This window comes from Roseateles sp. GW821-FHT03B02 (genome assembly GCF_059421025.1).
In genome coordinates this window covers 475650-500644 of the sequence record NZ_JBWKUV010000003.1, presented here as the reverse complement: position 1 = coordinate 500644, position 24995 = coordinate 475650, and the positions used below count along the sequence as shown (strand labels likewise).

The following is a 24995-nucleotide window of genomic DNA, read 5'->3' as shown; positions in this document are numbered from 1 at the left end:
CCGCCGGATTCCGGTGCCGCCCCCGGGGCGGCAACCTCCCTCAGAGCGACGCAGTGCCGAACGTGTCGCAGGCCTTCAGCTCGCCGGCCTCCAAGCCCCGCTTGAACCATCGCACCCGCTGGGCGCTGCTGCCGTGGGTGAAGCTCTCCGGCACGACACTGCCGCGCGAGCGCTTCTGCAGCGTGTCGTCGCCGATCTGGGACGCGGCGTTCAGCGCTTCCTCGACGTCGCCCTGCTCCAGCCAGCCCTTGCCGCGCTGCGACAGAGTGGCCCAGACGCCCGCGAAACAGTCGGCCTGCAGTTCCAGCCTGACGCTCATGGCATTCATCTCCCGTTCGGAGACCCGCCCGCGGGCCTGATCCATCTTGGCCGTCGTGCCCATCAGGTTCTGCAGATGGTGGCCGACCTCGTGGGCGATGACGTAGGCCTGGGCGAAGTCCCCAGGCGCACCCAGGCGCTGGCGCAGCGTGTCGTAGAAGCCCAGGTCGATGTAGACCTTGCGGTCGGCCGGGCAGTAGAAGGGGCCCATGGCCGCCTCGCCGGTGCCGCAGGCGGTGGGCTCGCTGCCGCGGAAGACGCGCAGCCTGGGCGCGGGGTACTGCTGGCCGCTGCGCTGAAGGTAGGCGCCCCAGACATCCTCGGTGTCGGCCAGCACGACCTTGACGAAGCGGTAGGCGGGATCCTGCGCATGGGAGTCGCCGGCCTGCGTCTGAACCGGCGCGCCGCCGCCACCGCCGCTCAACAGGCCCAGCATCGTCAGCGGGTTCACGCCCAGCACCCAGGAGGCCAGCAGCGCGACGACGATGCCGCCCAGGCCGAGGCCACGCCCTCCGATCGGCAGGCCCCGGCCGCCGCCGTCCCGCGCGTCTTCGACGTTGTCACTCTCGCGCTGACCTTCCCACTTCATGCTGGTTCTCCTGCTGGTCGGCCCATCCTACGGCCCATGACCGCAAAAGCGCAGTCCATCGCCTGCCGCGGGTGCAAGAGGTTGTCGCTGGCCACACTGCCGCCCCATCGACGAACCGGGAGCCCGCCATGAAGCGCCTCGCCCTGCTGACCCTTGCCGCCGCCTTCGCCACCTCTGCCGCCTTTGCCGGCGACAACGACTGGCATCTGCGCATCAAGAAGGAGTCCGACGGCTGGTCGGCACATTTCAGCGGTCCGATGGACTACGGCAGCAGCAGGAACCGCGTGCGCGGCTCGGGCGTCAAGGTCGAGAAGCAGCGCACCCTGGCGGCCTTCAGCAAGCTGCGCATCGACGGCCCCTTCGACGTGAAGCTGGCCCAGGCCGGCAGCGACCAGGCCACCGTCGTCGCCGACGACAACATCGAACCCCTGGTCGAGACGGTGGTCGAGGGCGACGCCCTCGTCATCCGCATGAAGCGCGACGCCGGCTTCACGACGCGCTCGGCGCCGACGGTGCGCATCAGCGCCCGCGCGCTGCAGGCCATCGCCATCCACGGCTCGGGCGACTTGAGCGTCGACACCTTCAAGGCCGACAGCCTGGGCCTGAACGTCGTCGGTTCGGGCGATGTTCAGTTCGGTCTCGTCGAGCTGAAGGACCTGAACGTCAGCCTCAGCGGCTCGGGCGACGTGCGCCTGGCCGGCCGGGCCGACCAGCAGAGCTGGACTGTCAGCGGCTCGGGCGATGTCGATGCGCGCGCCCTGGCCGGGCGTGTGGCCAAGGTCAATATCCACGGCTCGGGCGACGTGGCCCTGGGCGTGACGGAACAGCTGGATGCGCAACTGAGCGGCTCCGGCGACCTCAGCTACGCCGGCCGGCCGCAGTTGCGCCAAAGCGTCAGCGGTTCGGGCGAGATCCATCGCCGGTGAGCCCGGCGGCCCAGAATCGGGCCGTGGTGAACCAAGACGACCTCTGGTGGCAGACGCTGACGGCCGGCCCGCTGCTGCTGGCCCTGTTCGATGCGGACGACCGTCTGCAGCGTGCCAATGCGGCCTATCGCCAGGCCTGGGGCCTGGATGCCGACGCGCTGCCGGCCTGGGCCGAGATGGTGGAAGCGGCGCGCCGCGTCGGCATCGGCCCGGCCGACACCCCCGAGCGGCGCAGCCGCATCGCCCAGCGCGGCTACGAGCAGGCCTGGCGCGATGGCCGGCGGCTGTGGTGGGTGGAGCAGCGCACGGCAGATGGCGGCCTGGCATTGACGGGCGTGGACATCAGCGCGCTGGCCGGGCCGCGGCCATTGACGGGGCAGCTGCTGTCGGTCCAGGCGGGGCGCGAACTGCTGCAGACCTTGCTGGCCGACCCGCGTGCCTGGCCGCTGTCGGTCGCGACGTTGCCGCCCGGGTCCGACCCCGTCGAGCTGCTGGCCCGCATCCGCGGCGAGGACGGCTGCATGCGCCTGGACGACGGCCGCCTGCTCGTCATGCTGCCGGCCACCGGCCCGGCCCAGGCGGCCGCGCTCGGAGCCCGGCTCGGCGTGCTGGTGCTGACCGAGGCCGTCTGGGGCGAGACGGCGGCAGCCCTGCTCCTCAGGGCCTGAGCTTCAGGTCGCGGCCCTGGGCCTGGGCCGGCGCGGGCAGGCCGGCAATGGCGGCCAGCGTCGGGGCCAGATCGGCCACTTCCACCCGCGCCATCACCTCGCCCTGGCCGACGTAGCCCGGCCCCCAGAACAGCAGGGGCACATGGGTGTCGTAGTCGTGCGGGCTGCCGTGGGTGCTGCCGCCGGCCCGGTAGCTGAAGATCCAGTGGGGCTTCAGCACGATCTGCAGCTGAGCGGCGCGCGTCGGGTCGAAGGACTTGCGCATGGCCTCCAGATAGGGCGTCGCGGCGTCGCTGCCGAGCAGCTGCTCGCGCGTGAAGACGGCGGCGACGCCCGGCAGCTTCAGCAGCTCGTCGCGGGCAGTGGCCTGCACGTTGGCGAAGTTCAGGCCCTTGTCGGCGGCCAGCTTCTCGTTGAGCAGCAGGCCCGAGGCCGAGAAGTTCCAGGCCAGCTTGTCCACGCCGAAGCGGGCGGCCAGCGCGGCGTTCACGGCGGCCAGCGACGGCCCGTTGGTGAAGCGGCCGGCGTCGCGCCCCTGGGTGGCGGCCCATTCCGGCGTGTCGGTGAAGCCGTGGTCGGCCGTCAGCGCGAGCACGTAGTTGCCGGCCCCCACCTGCCGGTCCAGGAACTGGAAGAAGGCCTGCAGATGGCGGTCCAGGTGCAGGGTGTGGTCATGCGACAGGCGCGACTCGGGGCCGAAGGCGTGGTTGATGTAGTCGTGACTGGACAGGCTGACCGCCAGGATGTCCTGCACGCCGCGCTGGCCCAGCTTCTCGTTCTGCACGGCGGCGCGGGCGAAGGCCAGCGTCAGCTCGTCGCCGAAGGGCGAGGCCAGCAGATTGCCATAGAAGCGCGGGCCGGGCCCGTCCATCTTGTCGCCGACGACGGCCGGCAGCCGGTTGCCGTTGCCGCTGGCGATCTGCCAGGACTGGCCATCGGGCACGGATCGCGCATAGGCGGCTTCGGGAAGCAGCGGCACCCAGGTCTTCTTGAAGAAGGCGTCCGCCGGCTTCGCGGCGTTGAAGTCGGTCACCCATTGCGGATGGGCGGCCATGTAGTAGGTGCTGGAGGCGAAGCGGCCCGTCTCCGTCATGTACATATAGGCCGTGCCCTTGTGCCCGGCCGGCAGGATGGCGCCGCGGTCCTTGCCGGAGATGCCGATGACCTTGGAGGCCGGCGAGCGCGTGCGCAGCACGTCGCCCAGCGTCTCGACCTTGAGGTTGCGCGGGCTGGTGCCGGAGAGCGGCGCCGTGGGGCTGTCGATGTACTGGTAGTCGGCGTCGCCGGTGTTGTAGACCGGCTCGCCGGTGGCCGGGTTGCGCCACTCGTTGCTGATGATGCCGCTGCGCTGCGGGTAGGCGCCGCTGAGCATGACCGAATGGCCGGCGGCCGTGACCGTGTGGCCATGGCCGTAGTGGGCGTCCGCGAACCAGCGGCCGTGGTCCAGGAAGCGCGCGAAGCCATCGGGTGCGAGCTGGTCGCGGTAGCCGGTGACCTGGCGCATCGGCAGGCCGTCGATGGCGACGAGGACGAGCAGCTTGGGCGCCTGCGGCGCGGCGGCGGGCGGCGGGGTCGTCGTGCAGGCGGCGAGGAGGCTGGCGAGGGCCAGGCCCAGCAGATGGCGGCGGGTGTGCAACATGACGTTTTTGTGTCAGCGGGAGCGCGAGCTTACGTCGTCACAATGTCCGGTTTGTAAAGCCATGACCGAGCCAGAGCACTTCCATCCCGCAGCCGCCCTCGACGGCGGCTGCGCGCGCCCATGAGCAGCGGCCAGGCGCCCCTGCTGGACGTGGCCGGCGGTGTTGCGCGCATCACGTTGCGCCGGCCACGCCAGGCCAACCGCCTGGCCGTGGACGACCTTGCCGTGCTGCGCGGGCTGCTCGACGAGGTCAACGCGAACGACGCGGTGCGTGTGCTCGTGCTGGCCGGCGAGGGCCGGCACTTCTGCAGCGGCTTCGACCTCGGCGCATTGGGCGCCATCGACGCCGGTGCGCGTTTTGGCGAGCTGGCCGACGCGCTGGAAGTCGCCCGTCCAATCACCATCGCCCGCTTGCATGGCGGCGCCTACGGTGGGGCCGCCGACCTGGCCCTGGCCTGCGACTTCCGACTCGGTGCGCCGGCCGTCGAGATGTTCGTGCCGGCGGCGCGCATCGGCCTGCACTTCTATGCCGGCGGCCTGCAGCGCTTCGTCGATCGGCTTGGCCTGGCGACGGCCAAGCAGGTGCTGCTGGCCGGGCGCACGTTGGATGCCTCGGCGCTGCTCGGCTGTGGCTACCTGGACCAGTTGCTGCCTGATGTCGACACGCTTGACGCGGCGCTGCAGGCCCTGACGGGCGAACTGCTCGGCATGGCGCCTCTGGCCCTGCTGCCGATGAAGCAGCATCTGAACGCGATTGCGGCCGGTCGGCTCGATGCGGCGCAGCTCGCCGCCGACATCATTCGTGCCCGCGATTCGGCCGATCTTGTCGAGGGGCAGGCGGCCTGGGCGGGCAAAAGACCGGCGCAATTCAAGGGGGGTTGAAAGCCCTAGGCCGGGGCTTTCGCCACATCGTGGAAAATACGGGGCCTCGACGCCTGCCCGGCGCCCCCCTTTAAACACTCTTCGACAGGACCAGCGTGGCCAAAGAAACCACCAAGACCACCATCGAAGCGGATGGTCTGCGCTACCGCTCCAAAGCCCCCGGTTCGCCCTTCGCGGCAACCTCCTCCTTCGGCGCAGCGACGATGTCGTGCTTCCTCTGCGGCAAGCATCGCCCTCGCGCGATGCTCAAGTCCAAGAAGCTGCTGGGCAAGTCCCAGCCCGTCTGCTCGCCGTCCTGCAAGGAACTCGACGCCCAGATCGCAGCCAAGTGAGGCTGGCGGCCCACGCCTTGCGCGAGGGCCATGAACGACCAGGCGCCGCCACGGGTCCGATCCCATGGTGGCGCCTTCTTGTTTTCAGCCCTGGCGGAAGCAGCGGCCGCAGACGGAGCGATAGCGTGCATTGCCACCGATCTCCACCTGGGCGCCCTCGGTGACCTTGCGGTTGCTGGCGTCCACCCGCATGTTCATCGTCGCCTTGCGCCCGCAGTCGCAGATGGTCTTCATCTCGTCCATCTCGTCGGCCAGGGCCAGCAGCGTGGCCGAGCCGGGGAAGAGCTCGCCCTGGAAATCGGTGCGCAGGCCGTAGCAGATGGCCGGCAGGTTGCGCAGATGGGCCATCTCGTGCAACTGCTGCACCTGGCGCTTGGTCAGGAACTGGGCCTCGTCGACGAGGATGCAGGCAATGCCCGGGGTTTCGCCGATCAGGGCCAGGAAGTCGGTGTCGGCATCGAACTGCTCCACCTCGCGCTGCGGGCCCAGTCTCGAGGTGACGAAGCCGCGGCCGTAGCGGTCATCCAGGCGGGCCGTGAAGATGCGCACGCGGTGGCCGCGTTCCTCGTAGTTGTGGGCCACCTGCAGCAGGGCGGTGGACTTGCCGGCATTCATCGCGGCGTAGCGGAAGAAGAGCTTGGCCATGTGGGTCGTTGCGAACGGACCGGCATTGTCCTCGCTGGCCGATCCCGCGGATCGGGGCAGGGAAAGCCCGTGGTTTGACGGCTTTTCGTCAGCAACCAAGGGCTTGCGAGATGGCGCTGTCATCTTCGCCGTGCGTCAATTCTTCTTTCGTCCCGACCTGTGCCGAAGAATGAGCAAAGACACCGTCACCGCGGTCCGCCAGGATGGCTTGCGCTACCAGTCGAAAGTGGGCGGTTCGCCCTTCCTCGGCAGCGGCCATACCCGCTCCTGCTTCAAGTGCGGCAAGCACCGCGCGCCGGCCAGCCTGCAGTCCATCCGGCTGCTCGGCCGCAACGAGGTGGTCTGCAAACCCAACTGCAAGACCCTGCCCTAGCCGGCACCTCCCCGAGAAGGCCGCGTCCGTCGCGGCCGCTGTCCCGCCGCCCCTGAATTCCCGTTTTAGGTCCACCCTGGACAAGCCGTCAGTCAATGTATAGCATGGTATGCATATCGGATGACGGGAGTTGTCGTGGTCGAGGACGTTGTCAGGGAGCTGGGATATCTGAGCCTGGGTACGCGGTTCAGGCGCATCGGCGAGATGCTGCAGGCCCAGACGCAGGCGGTGCTGGCCGCGCATGGCTTCGAGCAGCCGGCGGCCTGGTTTCCGCTGTTGGCGGCACTGGACCGGCTCGGGCCGCTGAGCGTGGGCGAGCTGAGTCAGGCGGTGGGCGTCAGCCAGCCGGTCGTTACGCGTTCGCTGAAAGGCCTGGAGCATGAAGGGCTGGTCGGCTCCGAGGCCTCGGAAGCAGACCGGCGCGTGCGCCGCGTCGCCCTCAGCGGCAAGGGGCAGAAGCTGGTGGAGCGCTCTCGGCGCGAAGCCTGGCCCGCCATCGAGGCGGCCGTTGCCCAGGCCTGCGCGGGGCTGGAAAGCGATCTGCTGGCCCAACTTGCGGCGCTGGAAGATGCATTGATCGAAGCACCGCTGATGCAGCGGGTGCCGTCATGAGCGGGCTCGACCGTCCCGTCTGGGCCAGCCTGCAGCATCAGCCGCACTGGGGCATCGGCGACGAGCGCGCGCGGCGCTTCAAGTGCGACATCAATCGCTTTGCCGCGACGCCCGACGAGAGTCCAGCCAGCCTGGCAGCGCTCGCTGCGTTGGTTCAGCCGGGCGATGACGCCGTCTTCCTGGCCCAGGTGCCGCCTGTCGTCGTGCCGCCGGGTCTGCTGGCCGTGAAGGAGGCGCTGGGCGTGCAGATGGTGGCAACGCGCCCGCTTGAAGCCGATGAGAGCCTGGAAATGCTCAGCGATGCCGATGCTGCCGAGATGCTGGCCCTGGCGACGTTGACCGAGCCTGGGCCTTTCCTGCCACGCACCCACACCATGGGTCGTTTCATCGGCATCCGCATCGACGGGCGGCTCGCCGCGATGGCTGGCGAGCGCATGCGCTTTGCCGGTCATGTCGAGGTCAGCGGCGTCTGCACCCACCCCGACTTCCGCGGCCGCGGGCTGGCGCGCCGGCTGTCGGCGGCCGTGACGGCCGACATTCAGCGCCGCGGCGAGCAGCCCTTCCTGCACGCCTGGGCGACGAATACCGCCGCGATCGCGCTCTACGACAGCCTCGGCTTCGTCACACGTGCGGCGGTGAACATCGCCGTCCTCAAACGCCAGCCACCTTGACGGCCGTTGTCTCGCTCCAGCCGCCACCCAAGGCCCGGATCAGGCCCACCGTGGCCTGGTATTGGGCCGAGCGGACCTGCAAGGCGGCGCGCTTGTTGGCGAGCTCGCTGCGGCGCGCGTCCAGCAGTTCGAGCTGGCTGACCAGACCGTTGCGGTAGCGCGTGTCCGACAGCTTCAGGGCCTGGCCGGCCGCGCTGACGGCGCGGGCATTGGCCTCGCCCTGTCGCTGCAACAGCGTCAGAGCGCCGAGCTGGTCCTCCACATCCTTCAGCGCCAGCAGGAACTGCTCGCGGAAGGCGATTGAGCTGCCGTCCAGCTGCGCCTTGGCGGCATTGACGCCGGCCTCGCGTCGGCCGCCATCGAAGATCGGCAGGGCCGCCAGCAGACCGATGCCCCAGGTGCTGGCGCCACTCTTCAGCAGGTTGGACAGCTCGCTCGACGCGCCGCCGCCCTGGGCCGTCAGCGCCAAGCTGGGCCACCAGGCGGCGCGCGCCTCGCCGACGCGGGCTTGCGCCGCTTCGAGCTGGCTGCGCGCGGCGGCGAGGTCGGGGCGGCGCTGCAGCAGCTCGGAGGGCAGGCCGGCCGGCACCGTGGGCAGGGTGGTCGTCCAGTTCGTCGCCGTCAGGCGGAAATCGGAGGCCGGCTCGCCCAGCAGCACGGCCAGCGCCGTTTCCAGCTCGATGCGACGGCGGTCCAGCGACAGCGCCTCGGCCTCGTTGGCGGCCAGTTCGGCGCGCACGCGGGCCAGGTCCAGGTCCGCGACGTCGCCGGCGCGGGCGCGCTTCTCGGTCAGCGCCAGCGTCTCGGCGTAGGCCGCGACGGTGCCCTGCACGATGTCGCGCTCGGCGTCCAGCGCGCGCAGCGCCAGGTAGCCGCGGGCGACGTTGGCCTGCACCAGCAGGCGGGCGTCGGCCAGCAGCTGCTCGCGGGCCCGCAGGTCCAGCGCGGCGGCATTGCGCTCGTGCAGCAGGCGGCCGCCCAGGTCCAGCTCGTAGGCCAGGTTCAGGCCGGCGCTGTACTGCGTGATGCCTTGCGCGCCCGGGTCGGCCGCGCGGCCGGCACCCGCGGACAGGCCCAGCTGTGGCAGCCGCGCGGCCTGCGCCGAGCCCAGCGCGGCGCGCGCCTGCGCCAGCCGGCTGGCTGCGGCCTGCACGCCGGTGTTGGCGGCCATGGCGCGGGCGACAAGGTCGTCCAGCACGGGGTCGGCAAACGGCTGCCACCAGCTGGCGGTCAGCGTGGTGGTGCCGTTCGCGCCAGCGGCTTTGTAGACAGCGGGCGCCCGCGGCAGCTGGGCTGGGTCGACGCTGCCGCTAGAGGCGCAGCCCGCCAGCAGCAGTGCTGCGAAAAGTGGGGTCAGGTTCAATTTCATGATGTTCACTTGCCTCGTTGCGGCAGGGCGTCTGCGATAGGCGCGACGTGCTGCGTGGGGAGTTCGGAAGCGATCGGCGTGGCCACCTGCCCACCGTGGTGGCGCAGCGGTGCGTTGCCGGTGATGCGGCGCACGATGACGTAGAACAGCGGCGTCAGGAACAGGCCGAACAGCGTCACGCCGATCATTCCGGCGAACACCGCGATGCCCATGGCCTGGCGCATCTCGGCGCCGGCACCGGCGCTGAGCACCAGCGGCAGCACGCCCATGACGAAGGCCATCGACGTCATCAGGATGGGGCGCAGCCGCAGCCGTGCCGCCTCCAAGGCCGCCTGCATCGGCGTGCGGCCGGCGAACTCCAGCTCGCGGGCGAACTCGACGATCAGGATGGCGTTCTTCGCACTCAGGCCCACCAGCACGATGAGGCCGATCTGCGTGAACACGTTGTTGTCGCCATGGCTGAGCCACACACCCGTCATCGCCGCCAGCAGACCCATCGGCACGATGAGCAGGATGGCGATGGGCAGGGTCAGGCTCTCGTACTGCGCGGCCAGCACCAGGAACACCAGCAGGATGGCCAGCGGGAACACCCACGCGGCGGAGTTGCCGGCGATCTTTTCCTGGTAGGTCAGGTCGGTCCACTCGTAGCCGATGCCCGGGGGCAGGGTCTCGGCGGCGATGCGCTCGACAGCGGCCTGGGCCTGGCCCGACGAGAAGCCGGGCGCGGCGCCGCCGTTGATGTCGGCGGACAGGAAGCCGTTGTAGCGCAGCGCGCGCTCGGGGCCGAAGCTTGGCGTGACCTTCATCAGCGCCGACAGCGGCACCATCTCGCCCGACGACGAGCGCACCTTCAGCGCGCCGATGTCCTCGGCCCGGGCGCGGTAGGCGGCATCCGCCTGCACGCGGACCGAGTAGGTGCGGCCGAACTTGTTGAAGTCGTTGACGTACAGGCTGCCCAGGTAGATCTGCATCGTGTCGAACACGTCCGTCACGGCCACGCCGAGCTGGCGGGCGCGGGTGCGGTCGAGGTCGGCGAACAGCTGGGGCACGTTGACCTGGTAGCTGGAGAACAGGCCGGCCAGCTCTGGCGTCTTGTAGGCCTTGGCCATGAAGGCCTTGAGCGCGCCGTCCAACGCCTCGTAGCCGAGGCCGCCGCGGTCCTGCAGCTGCAGCTTGAAGCCGCCCGTCGTGCCCAGACCCTGCACGGGTGGCGGCGGGAACATGACGATGAAGGCGTCCTCGATGGCGCCGTACTGCGCGTTCAGCTTGCCGGCGATGGCGCCCGCGGACAGGTCCTTGGTCTTGCGCTCGTCGAAGGGCTTGAGCGTCGCGAACACGATGCCCGAGCTGGAGCTGTTGGTGAAGCCGTTGATCGACAGGCCGGGGAAGGCCACCGCGTGCTCGACCCCCGGCGTCTTCAGCGTGATGTCGGTCATGCGGCGGATGATGTCCTCGGTGCGGTCCAGCGTGGCGCCGTCGGGCAGCTGGGCGAAACCGATCAGGTACTGCTTGTCCTGGCCCGGCACGAAGCCGCCGGGCACGGCCTTGAACAGGCCGGCCGTGGCCGCGACCAGCGCCAGGTAGACGACCATCATGACCGTCTTGCGCGACATCAGCGCCTTCACGCCGCCGCCGTACTTGTTGGAGCCGTTGGCGAACAGCTTGTTGAAGCCACCGAAGAAGCGGCCCAGCACCCGGTCCATGCCGCGGGTCAGGGCGTCCTTGGGTTCGTGGTGGTCCTTCAGCAGCATCGCGGCCAGCGCGGGCGACAGCGTCAGCGAGTTGATCGCCGAGATCACCGTCGAGATCGCGATGGTCAACGCGAACTGCTTGTAGAACTGGCCGGTCAGCCCGGTGATGAAGGCCAGCGGCACGAAGACCGAGATCAGCGTCAGCGCGATGGCGATGATGGGGCCCGAGACCTCGCGCATCGCCTGGTAGGTGGCATCGCGCGGCGAGAGGCCGGCGGCGATGTTGCGCTCCACGTTCTCCACCACGACGATGGCGTCGTCCACCACGATGCCGATGGCCAGCACCAGCCCGAACAGGCTCAGCGCGTTGATCGAGAAGCCGAAGCCGTGCATGACCGCGAAGGTACCGATGATGGACACCGGCACGGCCAGCAGCGGGATGATGGAAGCGCGCCAGGTCTGCAGGAACAGGATGACGACCAGCACCACCAGGGCCACGGCTTCCAGCAGCGTGTGGATGACGGACTCGATGGAGGCGCGCACGAACTGCGTCGGGTCGTAGACGATGGTGTAGTCCACGCCTTCGGGCATGGCCGTCTTCAGGTCTTCCATCGCGGCGCGCACGTTGGCCGAGATGTCCAGCGCATTGCCGCCGGGGGCCTGGAAGATCGGCACGGCGACGGCGGACTTGTTGTCCAGCAGCGAGCGCAGCGCATATTCGCTGGCGCCCATTTCGACGCGGCCCAGGTCACGCAGCCGCGTGACGGCACCGCCTGAGCCCGTCTTCACGATGATGTCGCCGAACTCCTCGACCGACTGCAGCCGACCCTGCGCGTTGACGGACAGCTGCAAGTCCACGCCCGCCAAGCCCGGCGACGCGCCGACGACGCCGGCCGCGGCCTGCACGTTCTGACCGCGGATGGCGGCCACCACGTCGCTGGCCGACAGGCCATGCTCGGCCACCTTCTGCGGGTCCAGCCAGACGCGCATCGCGTAGTCGCCCGAGCCGAACATCAGCACCTGGCCCACGCCGGGTATGCGCGCGAGGCGGTCCTTGACGTTGAGCAGCGCGTAGTTGCGCAGATAGGTCATGTCGTAGCGGCCGTTGGGCGAGGTCAGGTGCACGACCATGGTCAGGTCGGGGCTGCTCTTGACCGTCGTCACGCCCAGGCGCTTGACCTCCTCGGGCAGCCGCGCCTCGGCCTGGCTGACGCGGTTCTGCACCAGCTGCTGGGCCTTGTCGGGGTCGGTGCCGAGCTTGAAGCTGACGGTCAGCGTCATCAGGCCGTCGGTGGTGGCCTGGCTGCTCATGTAGAGCATGTCCTCGACGCCGTTGATGGCTTCCTCCAGCGGCGTCGCCACGGTTTCGGCGATGACCTTGGGGTTGGCACCGGGGTACTGGGCGCGCACGACGACCGAGGGCGGCACGACGTCGGGGTATTCCGAGATCGGCAGCGCGCGGATCGACAGCAGGCCGCCGATGAAGATCAGCAGCGACAGAACGCCCGCGAAGATCGGGCGGTCGATGAAGAATTTGGAGAGATTCATGGGGGCTCCTGGCGCGAGCGCTGCGGTTTTAGGCAACAGCACGCCCCCCGCGGGCCGGTGGTGCCGGCCCGCAGACAGCGCTCGCGGGTGGGGTTTAGGCTTCTTGGATCAGGAGGTCTTCGCGGCGGCTTGCTGCGCCGCGAGTTCAGGTTTTGCGTCCATCGCGACGTCCTTGGGCGCAAGCACCGAACCCGGCCGCACCCGCTGCACGCCGCCGACGACGATGCGCTCACCGCCCTTGAGGCCGCTGGTGACGACGCGCAGTCCGTTCACGCTGGCGCCCAGCGTCACCGGCCGCCACTCAGCCTGGTTGCCCTGGCCGACGACGATGACATAACGCTTGTCCTGGTCGGTTCCCACGGCGCGCTCGTTGACGAGCAGGGCCGGCTCGTTCTTCACCTGGCCCATGCGCAGCTTGGCGAACTGGCCCGGGATCAGCCGGCCGTCCTTGTTGTCGAACACGGCGCGCACGCGCAGCGTGCCGCTCTTGGCATCCACCTGGTTGTCCACCAGCTGCAGGCGGCCGGTGAGGGACTCGCTGCCGGCGGCCATCTCGACGGGAATGCGGTCCAGGCCACGGCGATCCACCGGAAGTGACGCGAGAGCGCCGCTGACGATTTTCTCGTCGGCGTCGAAGCTGGCGTAGATGGGGCTGACGGAGACCAGCGTCGTCAGCACCGGCGCACCGGCACCGGCGGCGACGAGGTTGCCGGCCGTCACCTCGATCTTGCCGACGCGGCCTGCTACCGGGGCGCGCACCTGGGTGTAGCTCAGCGAGAGCTGCGCCGTCTGCAGCGCGGCCTGGGCGGCGCGCAGGTTGGCGGCGGCCTCGCGGGCGGCGTTGTCCTTCTCGTCGAACTCGCGTTTGGCCACGGCGCGCTCTTCCAGCAAGGCCTTGGCCCGCTGGGCTTCACTGAGCGTGTACGTCACGCGGGCCTGAGCGGCGGTCACCTGCGCTTCCATGCGGGCCACCTCGGCCTGGTAGGGCGCGGGGTCGATGGTGACGAGCAGGTCACCGGCCTTCACGAGGCTGCCCTCGCGGAAGTGCACGGCCTGCACGGCGCCCGACACGCGGGCCCGCACGTCCACGCGGTCCACGGCTTCGAGCCGGCCGGAGAACTCGTTCCAGGCCGCCACGTCCTGGCTGACGACCTGGGCGACGGAGACCGGTGTGGCCGGCGGCGCGGCGGGGCCGGAATTGGCTTGAGCCGGCTGGCCGAACTGGCCCAGGCCGACGGCACCGAGGGCCACGAGGGCGGTGGTACCGGCGATGAGGCCGAGGCGGCGATTGAAGCGGTGGGTGGATGGCATTTCGAGTTCTCTCCGAGGGACAGGCAAGGTTCAAGCAGGAAGCGACAGCGCACGGCGGGCCGCGTCGCGCAGGAATTCGTGGATGGGGTTCAGCGTCTGTTCGGGCGCGAGGGCGGTGAGCGTTAGGTCGCGGGCGCTGCCACCGTGCTCGCGCAGCGCGGCGGCATAGCGGCGGGCTTCGTCGTTCAGCGGGTGGCCGGCCAGGCTCAGCACCAGGGCGGGCGCCAGGCCCGACAGGCGGCTGGCGTTCAGCGGCGTGGCGTAGGGGTGGTCGGCGCGGATGCAGTCGCCCAGGTAGGCCTTCCAGCCCTGGGCGTAGATGCACTCGCAGCCGCCGCATTCGCCTTCGCGCATGGAGGCGCTGCCCAGCTGCGGGTCCAGCATCGGCGAGATCAGCAGCTGGCCGGCGAGGGCGGGGGCGTGCTGGTCGCGGGCCATCAGGGCGAGTGCCGCGGCGATGTTGCCGCCGGCTTCCTCGCCGCCGACGAACAGCGCCGTGTGCGTCGAGCCGGTCAGCCTGGCAGGCCTGGCGGCGATGGTCTGCAAGGCCTCGAAGGCGGCGCTCAGGCCGGTGGGGAAGGGGTGTTCGGGGGCGAGCGGGTAGTCCAGCGTCACCACGTCGGCGCCGGCATCGGCCAGCATCTCGCTGCGCGCCTGGGCAGACGCCAGCGAGCCGCTGTTGAAGCTGCCGCCATGCAGCCACAGCAGCAGCGCGCGGCGGTCGCCGTCCAGCGGGCGTCGCGCCGAGTAGACCTGCGCCACCAGGCCCGGCGCGGGGCCGAGTCGCAAGGTGGCAGGAGAGGCGATCTTGTCCATGGACCGAAAGATAGAGATTGACGGCCTAGGGATAAACGGCTCGGAAAGCGACTCACTTTTCCTTCGCGTGGAACAATGAAGTCATGGACCGCCTCCAAGCCATGCAAGCCTACGTCCGGGTCGTCGAGGCCGGCACCTTCACGAAGGCCGCCGACTCGCTGGACCTGCCCAAGGCCACCGTCACGCGGCTGATCCAGACGCTGGAAACGCATCTGCGCACCAAGCTGCTGAACCGCACAACGCGGCGCGTGACCGTCACGCCCGACGGCGCCGCCTACTACGAGCGGGCGATGCGGCTGCTCTCCGACCTGGAAGAGCTGGAAGGCAGCATGAACCAGGCGCGCGTGACGCCGCGCGGCCGCATCCGCATCGACGTGCCCGGCGTGGTGGGCCGCGAGATGATCATTCCCCACCTGCCGGACTTCTACGCCAAGTACCCCGACATCCAGATCGAGCTGGGCGTCAGCGACCGCACGGTGGATCTCATCAGCGACAACATCGACTGCGTGATCCGCGGCGGCGAGCTGACCGACCAGAGCCTGGTGGCGCGGCGCATCGCCGAGTTCCGCTTCATCACCTGCGCCACGCCGGAATACCTGCGCCGCCACGGCACGCCGGCCCACCCGCGCGAGCTGGGCGAGGCGCCGCACCGCATGGTGGGCTACTTCTCGGCGCGCTCGGGCAAGGTCCTGCCCGACACCTTCCAGCGCGGCGAGGAGAAGGTCGAGATCGTAGGCAACCACGTCATCGCGGTGAACGATGCCAACGCCTATCTGAACGCCGGCCTGGCCCACCTCGGCGTGGTGCAGGTGACCTGCTTCATGGCCGGGCCGCTGCTGCGCGGCGGCGGGCTGGTGCGAATCCTGGAGGACTGGGACGCCGACCCGGTGCCCGTCTACGTGGTCTACCCGCCCAACCGGCACCTCAGCAGCAAGCTGCGGGTGTTCGTCGACTGGGTCGTCGAGCTGATCGGCCGCGAGGCGATGGGCGGGGTGAAGCTGCGCTGCAGCGACTGAGTAACCGTCGCCGGCCTCAGGCCGGCTCGCTGCTGGCCGTGACGGCGGCCGCCTGGCCGAAGTCCTCGGCCGAAGGCACCGGCGCGCTGATCGCCAGCAACATGCCCGCCGCCAGCGCCGTGACAGCCGTCGCGGCGGTGATCAGCGTGAAAAGGGATCGGGTGTTCATGGTGACTCTCCTTGGCCGGCGCCCTTCTCCTCTTGGTGGGGATGGGGTGTGCCGACAGGTTGTCACTGTAGATATTCAGCCCGGCGCGAAAAAGCCGTCCGGATAGAACGGCGAGTTGCTGGGAGCGGAACAATCGGCGCCGTCAGAAGACGGTCGTGCCTCCCACGTTGCCGCCCAGGCTCAGCGGCATGAACTGGGCCGTGGGTTGGCTGTTGCCCTGCAGCACGTTGGCTCGCATCGTGTCGGGCGGGGGCGCATTGCCGACGAGGTGGCCGTAGCCGTAAAGCTTGTTGTGGGACAGCACGTTCTCGAACAGGTTGTTGGCGCCCTGGCTGAACAGGCCTGAGCCGAAGTTCTGCGACAGCGAGCTGTTCTCGATGGTCATGCCGTAGCCGTAGACGCCGGCAACCCCGTTGCGCACGGCCATCACGCGGCGCAGGACGGCGGGCATGGTGTCGGTCTTGACGTTTGCGGGCGGGCTGTGGCGGTAGGCACCGGCCTGGTAGTTGTCGTTCAGCGTCAGGTCTTCCAGCACCACCTGGAAGTTGGGGAAGAACACGCCGGCGTAGTCGAAGCCGCTGATGCTGCCGTTGCGCACCGTCACGTTGGCGCCGTTGATCCAGACGCCGCTGGCCTGGCCGGAGCCTGGGCAGTAGCTGCCGCAGAAGCCGGCGCCCTTGATCGCGAAGCCGTTCAGGTCGAGCACCACGTTGGAGGCGGTGATCTTGATGCCGTGCGTCTGGGCTGGCACGTTCAGCTGGGTGCCGAGGCGGTAGTGGCCCGGCTGGTCGATGACGATCGGGTAGGCACGGGGCGTGCCGATCATCGTCTGGGCTTGGGTGGTACCGGCGGCGAGAGCCAGTGCGGCGAGAAGCAGGTGGTGGCGGGGCATGACGGTCTCCTTGTTGGAAACCGTCAGTGTTGGTGGCCGCTGTTTCAGCGCCGCTTCGGCGTCGGTTTCATTTGTTGTCGGCGCCGTCTGCACGTCGCGGAGCGACCCGCCCGCGCTCTTCCAGCCAGGCTTTGGCCGTCGAGAAATGCCCGCAGCCGATGAAGGGCCGCGGTGGCTTGAGGGCCGACAGCGGCGACGGGTGGTTGGCCTTCAGCACGAGGTGGCCCTGGCGGGCCGCCTCGATCAGCGGTGCCTTGGCCTGGGCGTAGCTGCCCCAGAGCATGAAGACCTTGGGCGCCGGGTCCTCGGCAGCGGCCTTGATGAGGGCGTCGGTCAGTTGCTCCCAGCCCCGGTTGGCGTGGCTGGCGGCCTGGCCAGCTTCCACGGTCAGCACGGCGTTCAGCAGCAGCGTGCCGCCCTCGGCCCAGCGCACCAGGCTGCCGGTGGGCGGGAAGGGCTTGCCGAGGTCGCGCTCGATCTCCTTGAAGATGTTGCGCAGGCTGGGCGGGAAGGGCACGCCCTCGGGCACGCTGAAGGACAGGCCCTCGGCCTGGCCGGGGCCGTGGTAGGGGTCCTGGCCCAGGATGACGACGCGGGTGCTGGCCAGCGGCGTCAGGGCCAGCGCACGCAGCGGCTCGGGCGGGTAGATGGTGGCGCCCGCGGCGTGGCGCTCGGCCAGGTAGGCCAGCAGCTTCTGGCCCACGGGGCTGGCGGCCCAGGCGTCGACGACGGGCCGCCAGTCGGTGTCGGGCAGGCGCAGCGGGAAGTTCATCCGAACAAGTGTGCCAGTGCGGCTCCCGGGTCGGGCGCGCGCATGAAGGCCTCGCCGACGAGGAAGGCGTGCACGTTGGCGTCACGCATGCGCTTCACGTCGGTCGCGCCGAGGATGCCGGATTCCGTGACCAGCAGCCGGTCGGCCGGCACGCGCGACAGCAGGGAGAGCGTGGTGTCCAGCGTCACGTCGAAGGTGCGCAGGTTGCGGTTATTGATGCCCACCAGCGGCGTCTTCAGCCTTAGCGCGCGGTCGAGTTCCTCGCCGTCGTGCACCTCCACCAGCACGTCCAGCCCGATGGCGTGGGCGGCGGCTTCGAGATCGGCCATCTGGGCGTCGGCCAGGCAGGCGGCGATCAGCAGGATGCAGTCCGCACCCATCGCGCCGGCCTCCATGACCTGGTACTCGTCGACCATGAAGTCCTTGCGCAGCACCGGCAGCTCGCAGGCGGCGCGGGCCTGGCGCAGATAGGCAATGGAGCCCTGGAAGAAGCGCTCGTCGGTCAGCACGCTCAGGCAGGCCGCGCCGTTGCGGGCATAGCTCTCGGCGATCAGCGCGGGCTGGAAGTCCTCGCGCAGCACACCCTTGCTGGGGCTGGCCTTCTTGATCTCGGCGATGACGCCGGCATGGCCGGCGGCGATGGTGGCACGCAGCGAGCGCTCGAAGCCGAGCTGCTCGCCGCGGCGGGCCTCGGCCTCCTCACGCTGGGAGGCGAGGGAGCGCTTGACCTTGGCCGCTGCGACCTCTTCCCACTTGACCTCGACGATGCGGTTCAGGATATCGGCCATCAGCTCTTCCCCAGCTCCTGCGTCTGCTTGACGAAGGCGTCCAGCTTGGCGCGCGCGGCGCCACTGTCCAGGGCCTGGCGGGCGCGGGCAATGCCGTCGGGCAGGCTGCTTGCGACGTTGGCGGCGTACAGCGTCGCGCCGGCGTTCAGCAGCACGATGTCTCGCGCCGGGCCGGTCTGGCCGTCGAGCACACCGATCAGCATCTCGCGCGACTGCTCGGGCCCTTCCACCTTCAGGCTGCGGTTGCTGGCCATCGGGAAGCCGAAGTCCTCGGGGTGGATTTCGTACTCGCGGATGGCACCGTCCTTCAGCTCGCCCACCAGCGTCGTCGCGCCGAGGGAGATCTCGTCCATGCCGTCCTTGCCGTAGACGACCAGGGCATGCTCGGCGCCCAGGCGCTGCAGCACGCGCACCTGGATGCCGACGAGGTCGGGGTGGAAGACGCCCATCAGGATGTTGGGCGCGCCGGCCGGGTTGGTCAGCGGGCCCAGGATGTTGAAGATGGTGCGCACGCCCAGTTCGCGTCGCACCGGGGCGATGTTCTTCATCGCCGGGTGGTGGTTGGGCGCGAACATGAAGCCGATGCCGCATTCGGCCACGCTCGCGGCCACCTGGCGCGGCGTGAGCTGGATGTTGGCGCCCAGCGCCTCCAGCACGTCGGCGCTGCCGGTCTTGCTGCTGACGCTGCGGTTGCCGTGCTTGGCGATCTGCGCGCCGGCCGCGGCGGCGACGAACATCGAGCAGGTCGAGATGTTGAAGCTGTGCGCGCCGTCGCCGCCGGTGCCGACGACGTCGACGAGGTGGGGCAGCGGGCCCAGCGGCACCTTGTTGGAGAGCTCGCGCATGACCTGCGCGGCGGCGGTGATCTCGCCGATGGTTTCCTTCTTCACGCGCAGGCCGGTGATCAGGGCCGCGGCGATGACGGGCGACATCTCGCCGGCCATGATGCGGCGCATCAGCGTCAGCATCTCGTCGTGGAAGATCTCGCGGTGCTCGATGACGCGGGTCAGGGCTTCGGTGTCGGTGATCGGCATATCAGGCCTTCTTGTCGAAGAATTCGCGAGCGGAGGCGATGGCGTGGTCGATGCCGGCGGCATCGACGTCCAGATGCGTCACGAAGCGCAGGCCGATGAGGCCGGTGGCCAGCACGCCGCGCGACTTCAGGTGCTCCAGCAGCGCCGGCGTGCGGCCGCCGCTGACCTGAGCAAAGACGATATTGGTCTGCGGTGGCGTGACCGTGACACCGGGCAGCGCGGCCAGGCCTTCGGCCAGGCGCCGGGCCAGTGCATGGTCGTCGGCCAGGCGCTCGACGTGATGGGTCAGCGCATGGTCGGCCGCGGCGGCCAGCAGGCCGACCTGGCGCAGGCCGCCACCCACCATCTTGCGCACGCGGTGGGCGCGGTGGACGAGCTCGCGCGTGCCCGCCAGCATGGAGCCGATGGGGGCGCCCAACCCCTTGCTGAAGCAGACGGAGACCGAGTCGAAGTGGCGTGCCAGGTCGGCCACGGTGCGGCCGGAGGCCACCGCGGCGTTGAAGAGGCGGGCGCCGTCCAGATGGGTGAAGAGGCCGCGCGAATGGGCCAGCTCGCAGGCGTCCGCCACGTAGCTGGCCGGCAGCACATTGCCGCTCCAGGTGTTCTCCAGCGCCAGCAGCCGCGTGCGCGCGAAGTGCGGATCGTCGGGCTTGATGGCGGCGGCGATGTCGGCCAGCGCAAGCGTGCCGTCGGGCTGGTTGGGGACGGGCTGGGGCTGGATGCCGCCCAGCACCGCCGCGCCGCCGCCCTCGTAGCGGTAGGTGTGGGCCAGCTGGCCGACGATGTACTCGTCGCCGCGCCCGCAGTGCGCCAGCAGGCCGCAGAGATTGCTCTGCGTGCCGCTGCTCATGAACAGCGCCGCTTCCTTGCCCAGCAGCGCTGCGACGCGTTCCTGCAGCGCGTTGACGGTTGGGTCGTCGCCGAAGACGTCGTCGCCGACGGGGGCGCGGGCGATGGCCTCGCGCATGGCCGGCGTCGGCCGGGTGACGGTGTCGCTGCGCAGGTCGACGATGGCATCGCCACCGCCTCCCGAGGACGGGGCGTAATCGCTCATGCCCGCAGCTCCAGGAAGTTGCGCAGCATGGCGTGGCCATGCTCGCTGAGGATGGATTCGGGGTGGAACTGCACGCCCTCCATCGGCGTGGCCGTGCCGGCCAGCTCGCGGTGGCGCACGCCCATGATCTCGCCGTCGTCGCTGCGCGAGGTGATCTCCAGCGCCGCCGGGCAGCTCGCCTCCTCGATGACCAGCGAGTGGTAGCGGATGACGGAGAAGTCCTTGGGCAGGCCGGTGTAGACGCCGCGCTGGTCGGTCGTGATGGTGCTGGCCTTGCCGTGCATCTGGCGCTGCGCACGCACGATCTTGCCGCCCAGTGCCTGGCCCATGGACTGGTGGCCCAGGCACACGCCCAGCAGCGGCTTCTTGCCGATGAAATGCTGGATGGCCTCCACGCAGACGCCCGCCTCGTTGGGCGTGCAGGGGCCGGGCGAGAAGACGATGTGGTCGGGGTTGAGCGCGGCCATCTCGGCGACGGTGATCTCGTCGTTGCGCACCACCTTCACGTCGGCGCCCAGTTCGCCGAAGTACTGCACGAGGTTGAAGGTGAAGCTGTCGTAGTTGTCGATCATCAACAGCATTTAGAAGCCCTCCTCGACGAGTTCAGCCGCACGGAGCAAGGCGCGCGCCTTGGCCTCTGTTTCCTGCCATTCCATTTCCGGAATCGAATCCGCGACAACGCCGGCTGCCGCCTGCACATACAAGGTGCCGTTCTTGATGATGCCGGTGCGGATGGCGATCGCCAGGTCCATGTCGCCGGCAAAGCTCAGGTAGCCGCAGGCGCCGCCGTAGATGCCGCGCTGCACCGGCTCCAGCTCGTCGATCAGCTCCATCGCGCGCACCTTGGGCGCACCGGTCAGCGTGCCGGCGGGGAAGGTGGCCTTCAGCACATCGAGCTGGCCGACCTCGGGACGCAGCACACCCTCAACGTTGGAGACGATGTGCATGACGTGGGAGTAGCGCTCGACGACGAAGGCCTGCGTCACCTTGACGCTGCCGGTGCGGGCGATGCGGCCGATGTCGTTGCGCGCCAGGTCGATCAGCATCAGGTGCTCGGCGCGTTCCTTGGGGTCGGCCTGCAGCTCGGCTTCCAGCGCCAGGTCGCGCTCTGGCGTCGCGCCGCGCGGGCGGGTGCCGGCCAGCGGACGGATGGTGACCTTGCGGCTGCCGTCGCCGGAGTGCTCTTCACGCACGAGGATCTCGGGGCTGGCGCCGACGATCTGGAAGTCGCCCAGGTCGTAGAAGTACATGTAGGGGCTGGGGTTCAGCGCCCGCAGTGCCCGGTACAGCGCGATGGGCTCGGCCTTGTAGGGCTTGGAGATGCGCTGGCCAACCTGCACCTGCATCAGGTCGCCGGCGGCGATGTATTCCTTGGCCCTGGCGACGGCGGCCAAGTAGTCGGCCTTGGCGAAACCGCGGTGAACCGGGTGGGCCTCGCTGCGCGGCACGCGTGGCACGCTGACGGAGTAGGTCAGCTTGTCGCGCAGCTGCGAGAGCCTCTTGGTGGCGCGGAAGAAGGCCTCGGGCTGGCGCGGGTCGGCCCAGACGATGAGGTAGAGGCGGCCGGAGAGGTTGTCGATGACGGCCACTTCCTCGGACAGCAGCAGCACGATGTCCGGCGTGCCCAGGCCCTCGCCCTTGTGCTCGCGGTCCAGGCGCTTCTCGATGGCGCGCACGGCCTCGTAGCCGAAGTAGCCCGCCAGGCCGCCGCAGAAGCGTGGCAGGCCGGCGGGGACCTTGGGCTTGATGCGCTCCTGGTAGGCGGCGATGAAGTCCAGCGGATTGCCTTCGTGGGTCTCGACGACGGCGCCGTCGGTGACGACTTCGCTGAGATGGCCGGTGGCGCGGATCAGCGTGCGCGCCGGCAGGCCGATGAAGGAGTAGCGCCCGAAGCGTTCGCCGCCGACGACGGACTCCAGCAGGAAGCTGTTGCGGCCATGGCCTGAGCCGGCGCAGAGCTTGAGGTAGAGAGACAGCGGGGTTTCAAGATCCGCGAAGGCCTCGCTGATCAGCGGGATGCGGTTGTAGCCCTCGGCGGCGAGGCTCTGGAATTCGAGTTCGGTGATCACGTTTCAAACCTTGAAAAGACGGTTTTCAGGGCTTGGCGTGCAGCCCGATGGAGCACGGGCAACGCGGAAAACAGCGCGTCAGGGCGCGCCAAGCAGCATCAGTCGGCAGTGAACCAGCGACGCCAGGGCCAGGCTCCCCGGTCGCTCGACCCCGTGATGTACTTCCGCGTGATGAACATGATCGGGTCAGTGTATCAGCCGGGTTTTCGTCGTGTCGCGCCATACTTCGGCTCACGAAGATGCCGCCATCGCGGCACGACAACGGAGCGAGACATGCGCGCATTCATCGTCGCGGCCCTGGTGGCCATGGGCAGTCTGGGGGGGGCGGGGGCCTGGGCCGAAACGGTCGAGGTGGCCAACGTGAAGTACGAAACCACGATGGATCTGGCCGGCCAGAAGCTGCAGCTCAATGGCGCCGGCATCCGCTACAAGTTCGTCGTCAAGGTCTACACGGCGGGGCTCTACCTGACGCACAAGGCCGGCACCACCCAGGAGGTGCTGACGGCGCCCGGCCCCAAGCGCATTCACATCCAGATGCTGCGCGAGATCGATGGCAACGAGTTGGGCAAGCTCTTCACCAAGGGCATGGAGGCTAACGCCCCGCGCGAGGAGTTCGTCAAGTCCATCAACGGCGTGCTCAAGCTCAGCGAGGTCTTCGCCAGCCGCAAGCAGCTCAACAGCGGCGACAGCTTCTCGGTCGACTTCGTGCCCGGCATCGGCTCCACGCTGCTGCTCAACGGCAAGCCGCTGATGACGGAGCCGATCAAGGAGCCCGAGTTCTTCACCGCGCTGCTGCGCATCTGGCTGGGCGACAAGCCGGCCGACGACGGCCTGAAAGACGCCCTGCTCGGCATCAAGAAGTCGCGCCGCGGATCCTGATCTGGTCCAGCCGCCCCAGGTGCTGCAGGGCGGGCACGGCGCGGATGTCTTCGCCATGGTTGTAGCCATAGGTCACCAGCACCAGCGGGCAGCCGGCCGCGCGCGCCGCCTCGGCGTCGTTGCGCGAGTCGCCCACCATCCACGTTGCTGACGGCGGCTTGCCCAGCGCCTCGCAGGTCTTGATCAGCGGCAGCGGGTCGGGCTTCTTGCGCGGGAAGTCGTCGCCGCCGAAGACGTGGCGGAAATAGCGGTCCAGCCCCTTGCGCCTGAGCAGCTCGCGCGCCGGTGCGGCGGGCTTGTTGGTCAGCACGGCCAGCGGCAGGCCGGCGGCATGCAGCTGCTCCAGCCCCTCGACGACTCCCGGGTAGACGGCGGCGTGCGCGCCGTTCACCGCGGCGTAGTGCTGTTGGTAGAGCTTCCAGGCGTGGTCGAAGAGGCCCGGCTCGGCGCCGACGTGGGCCAGGGTCTGGCGCACAAGGTTCTCGCCGCCGCGGCCGATGGTGTGCTCCACGAATTCGCGGCTCACGCCAGGCAGGCCCAGGTCGGCCAGCGTCAGGTCCAGCACGGCCACGAAGTCGCCGAGCGTGTCCACCAGGGTGCCGTCGAGGTCGATGATGCAGGCTTGAGGCGCCGTCGTCATGGCTTCAGCACCCCATCCGCCTTGAACATCGCCTTGATGCCGCGCACCGCCTGGCGGATGCGCGACTCGTTCTCGATCAGCGCGAAGCGCACATGGCCGTCGCCGTGGTCGCCGAATCCGATGCCGGGCGACACGCAGACCTTGGCCTTCTCCAGCAACTGCTTCGCGAACTCCAGCGAGCCCAGCTCGCGGTAGGGCTCGGGGATGCGCGCCCAGATGTACATGCTGGCCTTGGGGCAGTCGACCTGCCAGCCGGCTTCGATGAGCCCTTTGTAGAGGACGTCGCGGCGGCGCTGGTAGCTGGCGGCGATGTCCTTCACGCATTGCTGGTCGCCCTCCAGCGCGGCGATCGCCGCGACCTGCAGCGGCGTGAAGGTGCCGTAGTCGTGATAGCTCTTGATGCGGGCCAGAGCGGCGACGAGGTCGGGGTTGCCGACCATGAAGCCGACGCGCCAGCCGGCCATGTTGTAGCTCTTGCTGAGCGTGAAGAACTCGACTGCGACGTCCTTGGCGCCGGGCACCTGCATGATGGACGGGGCCTCATACCCGTCGAAGACGATGTCGGCGTAGGCCAGGTCGTGCACGACGAGGATGTCGTGCTTCTTGGCCAGCGCCACGACGCGCTCGAAGAAGCCGATGTCCACGCACTGCGCCGTCGGGTTGGACGGGAAACCGAACACCATCATCTTGGGCTTGGGGTAGCTGCCGCGGATGGTCTTCTCCAGCTCGGCGAAGAAGTCGACCTCGCTGCTGACGGGGATGGCGCGGATGTCGGCGCCGGCAATCACCGCGCCGTAGATGTGGATGGGGTAGCTGGGGTCGGGCACCAGCACCGTGTCGCCGCGGTCGAGTGTGGCCAGCATCAGGTGGGCCAGGCCTTCCTTGGAGCCGATGGTGACGATGGCCTCGGTGTCGGGGTCGATGGCCACGCCGTAGCGGCGCTGGTACCAGTGCGAGATCGCGCGGCGCAGGCGCGGGATGCCCTTGCTGGCGGAGTAGCCGTGGGTGTCGGGGCGCTGGGCCACCTCGGCGAGCTTGGCGACGATGTGCGCCGGCGTGGCCCCGTCGGGGTTGCCCATGCTCATGTCGATGATGTCCTCGCCACGCCGGCGGGCCGCGAGCTTGAGCTCGGCCGTGATGTTGAAGACGTAGGGAGGGAGGCGGTCGATGCGCGCGAAGCGGCGCTTGCCACCGGAAGCGGAGGAAGAGGTCATGGCAGTGTCACGTGAGCGCCCGGAACCGTCCGAGCGACGTGGGCGGCGTGGCGCCGCGCCAGGGTTGACTCTAGCGCA

26 protein-coding genes are annotated in these 24995 nt (G+C 69.5%); 9 read left to right on the top strand and 17 right to left on the bottom strand.

All coding sequences use genetic code 11. From position 1 onward, the window contains the following. Positions 1-40: 40 nt before the first annotated feature. Entirely contained in the window at positions 41-907 is an 867-nt protein-coding gene (ypfJ, locus tag AC07VX_RS12120; RefSeq protein ID WP_493164981.1) for a KPN_02809 family neutral zinc metallopeptidase, read from the bottom strand. A gap of 128 nt (positions 908-1035) precedes the next feature. Between ypfJ and AC07VX_RS12115 the strand changes: the two genes are divergently transcribed. Beyond that, entirely contained in the window at positions 1036-1833 is a 798-nt protein-coding gene (locus AC07VX_RS12115) for a head GIN domain-containing protein (protein ID WP_493164980.1), read from the top strand. A gap of 23 nt (positions 1834-1856) precedes the next feature. Then, the gene (locus AC07VX_RS12110) at positions 1857-2501 is read left to right on the top strand and encodes a hypothetical protein (protein ID WP_495122011.1); all 645 of its coding nucleotides are present in this window, start codon (positions 1857-1859) and stop codon (positions 2499-2501) included. On the opposite strand, the gene AC07VX_RS12105 is transcribed toward AC07VX_RS12110, so the two are convergent. Beyond that, positions 2491-4140 carry an alkaline phosphatase family protein gene (locus AC07VX_RS12105; RefSeq protein WP_493164978.1) on the bottom strand — a complete coding sequence of 550 codons (1650 nt, stop codon included), beginning with the start codon at positions 4138-4140 and terminating at the stop codon, positions 2491-2493. The genes AC07VX_RS12110 and AC07VX_RS12105 overlap by 11 nt on opposite strands. A 120-nt stretch (positions 4141-4260) precedes the next feature. Between AC07VX_RS12105 and AC07VX_RS12100 the strand changes: the two genes are divergently transcribed. Both AC07VX_RS12100 and AC07VX_RS12095 read left to right on the top strand, forming a co-directional pair. Beyond that, positions 4261-5022, top strand: coding sequence for an enoyl-CoA hydratase/isomerase family protein (locus AC07VX_RS12100; RefSeq protein WP_493164977.1), 762 nt, complete (start codon positions 4261-4263; stop codon positions 5020-5022). Between the two features lie 95 nt (positions 5023-5117). Beyond that, positions 5118-5354 carry a hypothetical protein gene (locus tag AC07VX_RS12095; RefSeq protein ID WP_056266878.1) on the top strand — a complete coding sequence of 79 codons (237 nt, stop codon included), beginning with the start codon at positions 5118-5120 and terminating at the stop codon, positions 5352-5354. Between the two features lie 84 nt (positions 5355-5438). On the opposite strand, the gene AC07VX_RS12090 is transcribed toward AC07VX_RS12095, so the two are convergent. Then, a complete protein-coding gene (locus tag AC07VX_RS12090; protein WP_493164976.1) occupies positions 5439-5999 on the bottom strand; it encodes a thymidine kinase in 561 nt (186 codons plus the stop codon). On the opposite strand from AC07VX_RS12090, the gene AC07VX_RS12085 reads away from it, so the two are divergent. The 3 genes from AC07VX_RS12085 to AC07VX_RS12075 all read left to right on the top strand — a co-directional run bounded on the left by AC07VX_RS12085 (position 5998) and on the right by AC07VX_RS12075 (position 7655). Then, positions 5998-6372 (top strand): hypothetical protein, encoded by a 375-nt coding sequence (locus tag AC07VX_RS12085; RefSeq protein WP_493164975.1) that lies wholly within the window; start codon positions 5998-6000, stop codon positions 6370-6372. The genes AC07VX_RS12090 and AC07VX_RS12085 overlap by 2 nt on opposite strands. A gap of 120 nt (positions 6373-6492) precedes the next feature. Then, positions 6493-6984, top strand: coding sequence for a MarR family winged helix-turn-helix transcriptional regulator (locus AC07VX_RS12080; RefSeq protein ID WP_493164974.1), 492 nt, complete (start codon positions 6493-6495; stop codon positions 6982-6984). Next, positions 6981-7655, top strand: a complete 675-nt coding sequence (locus AC07VX_RS12075; protein ID WP_493164973.1) for a GNAT family N-acetyltransferase — start codon at positions 6981-6983, stop codon at positions 7653-7655. Before AC07VX_RS12080 ends, AC07VX_RS12075 begins: the two co-directional genes overlap by 4 nt. On the opposite strand, the gene AC07VX_RS12070 is transcribed toward AC07VX_RS12075, so the two are convergent. The 4 genes from AC07VX_RS12070 to AC07VX_RS12055 all read right to left on the bottom strand — a co-directional run bounded on the left by AC07VX_RS12070 (position 7636) and on the right by AC07VX_RS12055 (position 14390). After that, positions 7636-9024 carry an efflux transporter outer membrane subunit gene (locus AC07VX_RS12070; RefSeq protein WP_493164972.1) on the bottom strand — a complete coding sequence of 463 codons (1389 nt, stop codon included), beginning with the start codon at positions 9022-9024 and terminating at the stop codon, positions 7636-7638. The two genes, AC07VX_RS12075 and AC07VX_RS12070, sit on opposite strands and share 20 nt — an antisense overlap. Before the next feature lie 5 nt (positions 9025-9029). Further along, positions 9030-12263 carry an efflux RND transporter permease subunit gene (locus AC07VX_RS12065; RefSeq protein ID WP_493164971.1) on the bottom strand — a complete coding sequence of 1078 codons (3234 nt, stop codon included), beginning with the start codon at positions 12261-12263 and terminating at the stop codon, positions 9030-9032. A gap of 108 nt (positions 12264-12371) precedes the next feature. After that, the gene (locus tag AC07VX_RS12060) at positions 12372-13574 is read right to left on the bottom strand and encodes an efflux RND transporter periplasmic adaptor subunit (RefSeq protein WP_493164970.1); all 1203 of its coding nucleotides are present in this window, start codon (positions 13572-13574) and stop codon (positions 12372-12374) included. A 30-nt stretch (positions 13575-13604) separates the two neighbouring features. Continuing rightward, complete coding sequence (locus AC07VX_RS12055) at positions 13605-14390, bottom strand: alpha/beta hydrolase (RefSeq protein WP_493164969.1); 786 nt, start codon at positions 14388-14390, stop codon at positions 13605-13607. An 83-nt stretch (positions 14391-14473) separates the two neighbouring features. Between AC07VX_RS12055 and AC07VX_RS12050 the strand changes: the two genes are divergently transcribed. Beyond that, positions 14474-15406 (top strand): LysR family transcriptional regulator, encoded by a 933-nt coding sequence (locus AC07VX_RS12050; RefSeq protein ID WP_493164968.1) that lies wholly within the window; start codon positions 14474-14476, stop codon positions 15404-15406. Positions 15407-15422: 16 nt separating this feature from the next. Here the strand turns inward: AC07VX_RS12050 and AC07VX_RS12045 are convergent, their stop codons facing one another. The 8 genes from AC07VX_RS12045 to trpE form a co-directional block, all read right to left on the bottom strand. Next, entirely contained in the window at positions 15423-15575 is a 153-nt protein-coding gene (locus tag AC07VX_RS12045; protein WP_493164967.1) for a hypothetical protein, read from the bottom strand. Between the two features lie 142 nt (positions 15576-15717). Beyond that, positions 15718-16467, bottom strand: coding sequence for a right-handed parallel beta-helix repeat-containing protein (locus tag AC07VX_RS12040; RefSeq protein WP_493164966.1), 750 nt, complete (start codon positions 16465-16467; stop codon positions 15718-15720). A gap of 67 nt (positions 16468-16534) precedes the next feature. Continuing rightward, positions 16535-17239 (bottom strand): uracil-DNA glycosylase, encoded by a 705-nt coding sequence (locus AC07VX_RS12035; RefSeq protein ID WP_493164965.1) that lies wholly within the window; start codon positions 17237-17239, stop codon positions 16535-16537. After that, positions 17236-18027 (bottom strand): indole-3-glycerol phosphate synthase TrpC, encoded by a 792-nt coding sequence (trpC, locus tag AC07VX_RS12030; protein ID WP_493164964.1) that lies wholly within the window; start codon positions 18025-18027, stop codon positions 17236-17238. Before trpC ends, AC07VX_RS12035 begins: the two co-directional genes overlap by 4 nt. Beyond that, a complete protein-coding gene (trpD, locus tag AC07VX_RS12025; protein ID WP_493164963.1) occupies positions 18027-19061 on the bottom strand; it encodes an anthranilate phosphoribosyltransferase in 1035 nt (344 codons plus the stop codon). The genes trpC and trpD overlap by 1 nt, the downstream gene beginning before the upstream one ends. 1 nt (position 19062) lies before the next feature. Continuing rightward, complete coding sequence (gene ltaE / locus AC07VX_RS12020) at positions 19063-20115, bottom strand: low-specificity L-threonine aldolase (RefSeq protein WP_493164962.1); 1053 nt, start codon at positions 20113-20115, stop codon at positions 19063-19065. Then, positions 20112-20696: an anthranilate synthase component II gene (locus AC07VX_RS12015; protein ID WP_493164961.1), complete on the bottom strand. Its 585-nt coding sequence runs from the start codon at positions 20694-20696 to the stop codon at positions 20112-20114. The genes ltaE and AC07VX_RS12015 overlap by 4 nt, the downstream gene beginning before the upstream one ends. After that, on the bottom strand, positions 20697-22184 hold the full coding sequence (gene trpE / locus AC07VX_RS12010) for an anthranilate synthase component I (protein WP_493164960.1): 1488 nt from the start codon (positions 22182-22184) through the stop codon (positions 20697-20699). It lies immediately after the preceding gene. A gap of 273 nt (positions 22185-22457) precedes the next feature. Here trpE and AC07VX_RS12005 point away from each other — a divergent pair, with 273 nt between their 5' ends. Further along, the gene (locus AC07VX_RS12005) at positions 22458-23063 is read left to right on the top strand and encodes a chalcone isomerase family protein (RefSeq protein ID WP_493164959.1); all 606 of its coding nucleotides are present in this window, start codon (positions 22458-22460) and stop codon (positions 23061-23063) included. Here the strand turns inward: AC07VX_RS12005 and gph are convergent. Both gph and alaC read right to left on the bottom strand, forming a co-directional pair. Further along, the gene (gene gph, locus AC07VX_RS12000; protein WP_493164958.1) at positions 23038-23703 is read right to left on the bottom strand and encodes a phosphoglycolate phosphatase; all 666 of its coding nucleotides are present in this window, start codon (positions 23701-23703) and stop codon (positions 23038-23040) included. The genes AC07VX_RS12005 and gph overlap by 26 nt on opposite strands. Continuing rightward, positions 23700-24917: an alanine transaminase gene (gene alaC, locus AC07VX_RS11995; RefSeq protein WP_493164957.1), complete on the bottom strand. Its 1218-nt coding sequence runs from the start codon at positions 24915-24917 to the stop codon at positions 23700-23702. Before alaC ends, gph begins: the two co-directional genes overlap by 4 nt. Positions 24918-24995 lie beyond the last annotated feature (78 nt).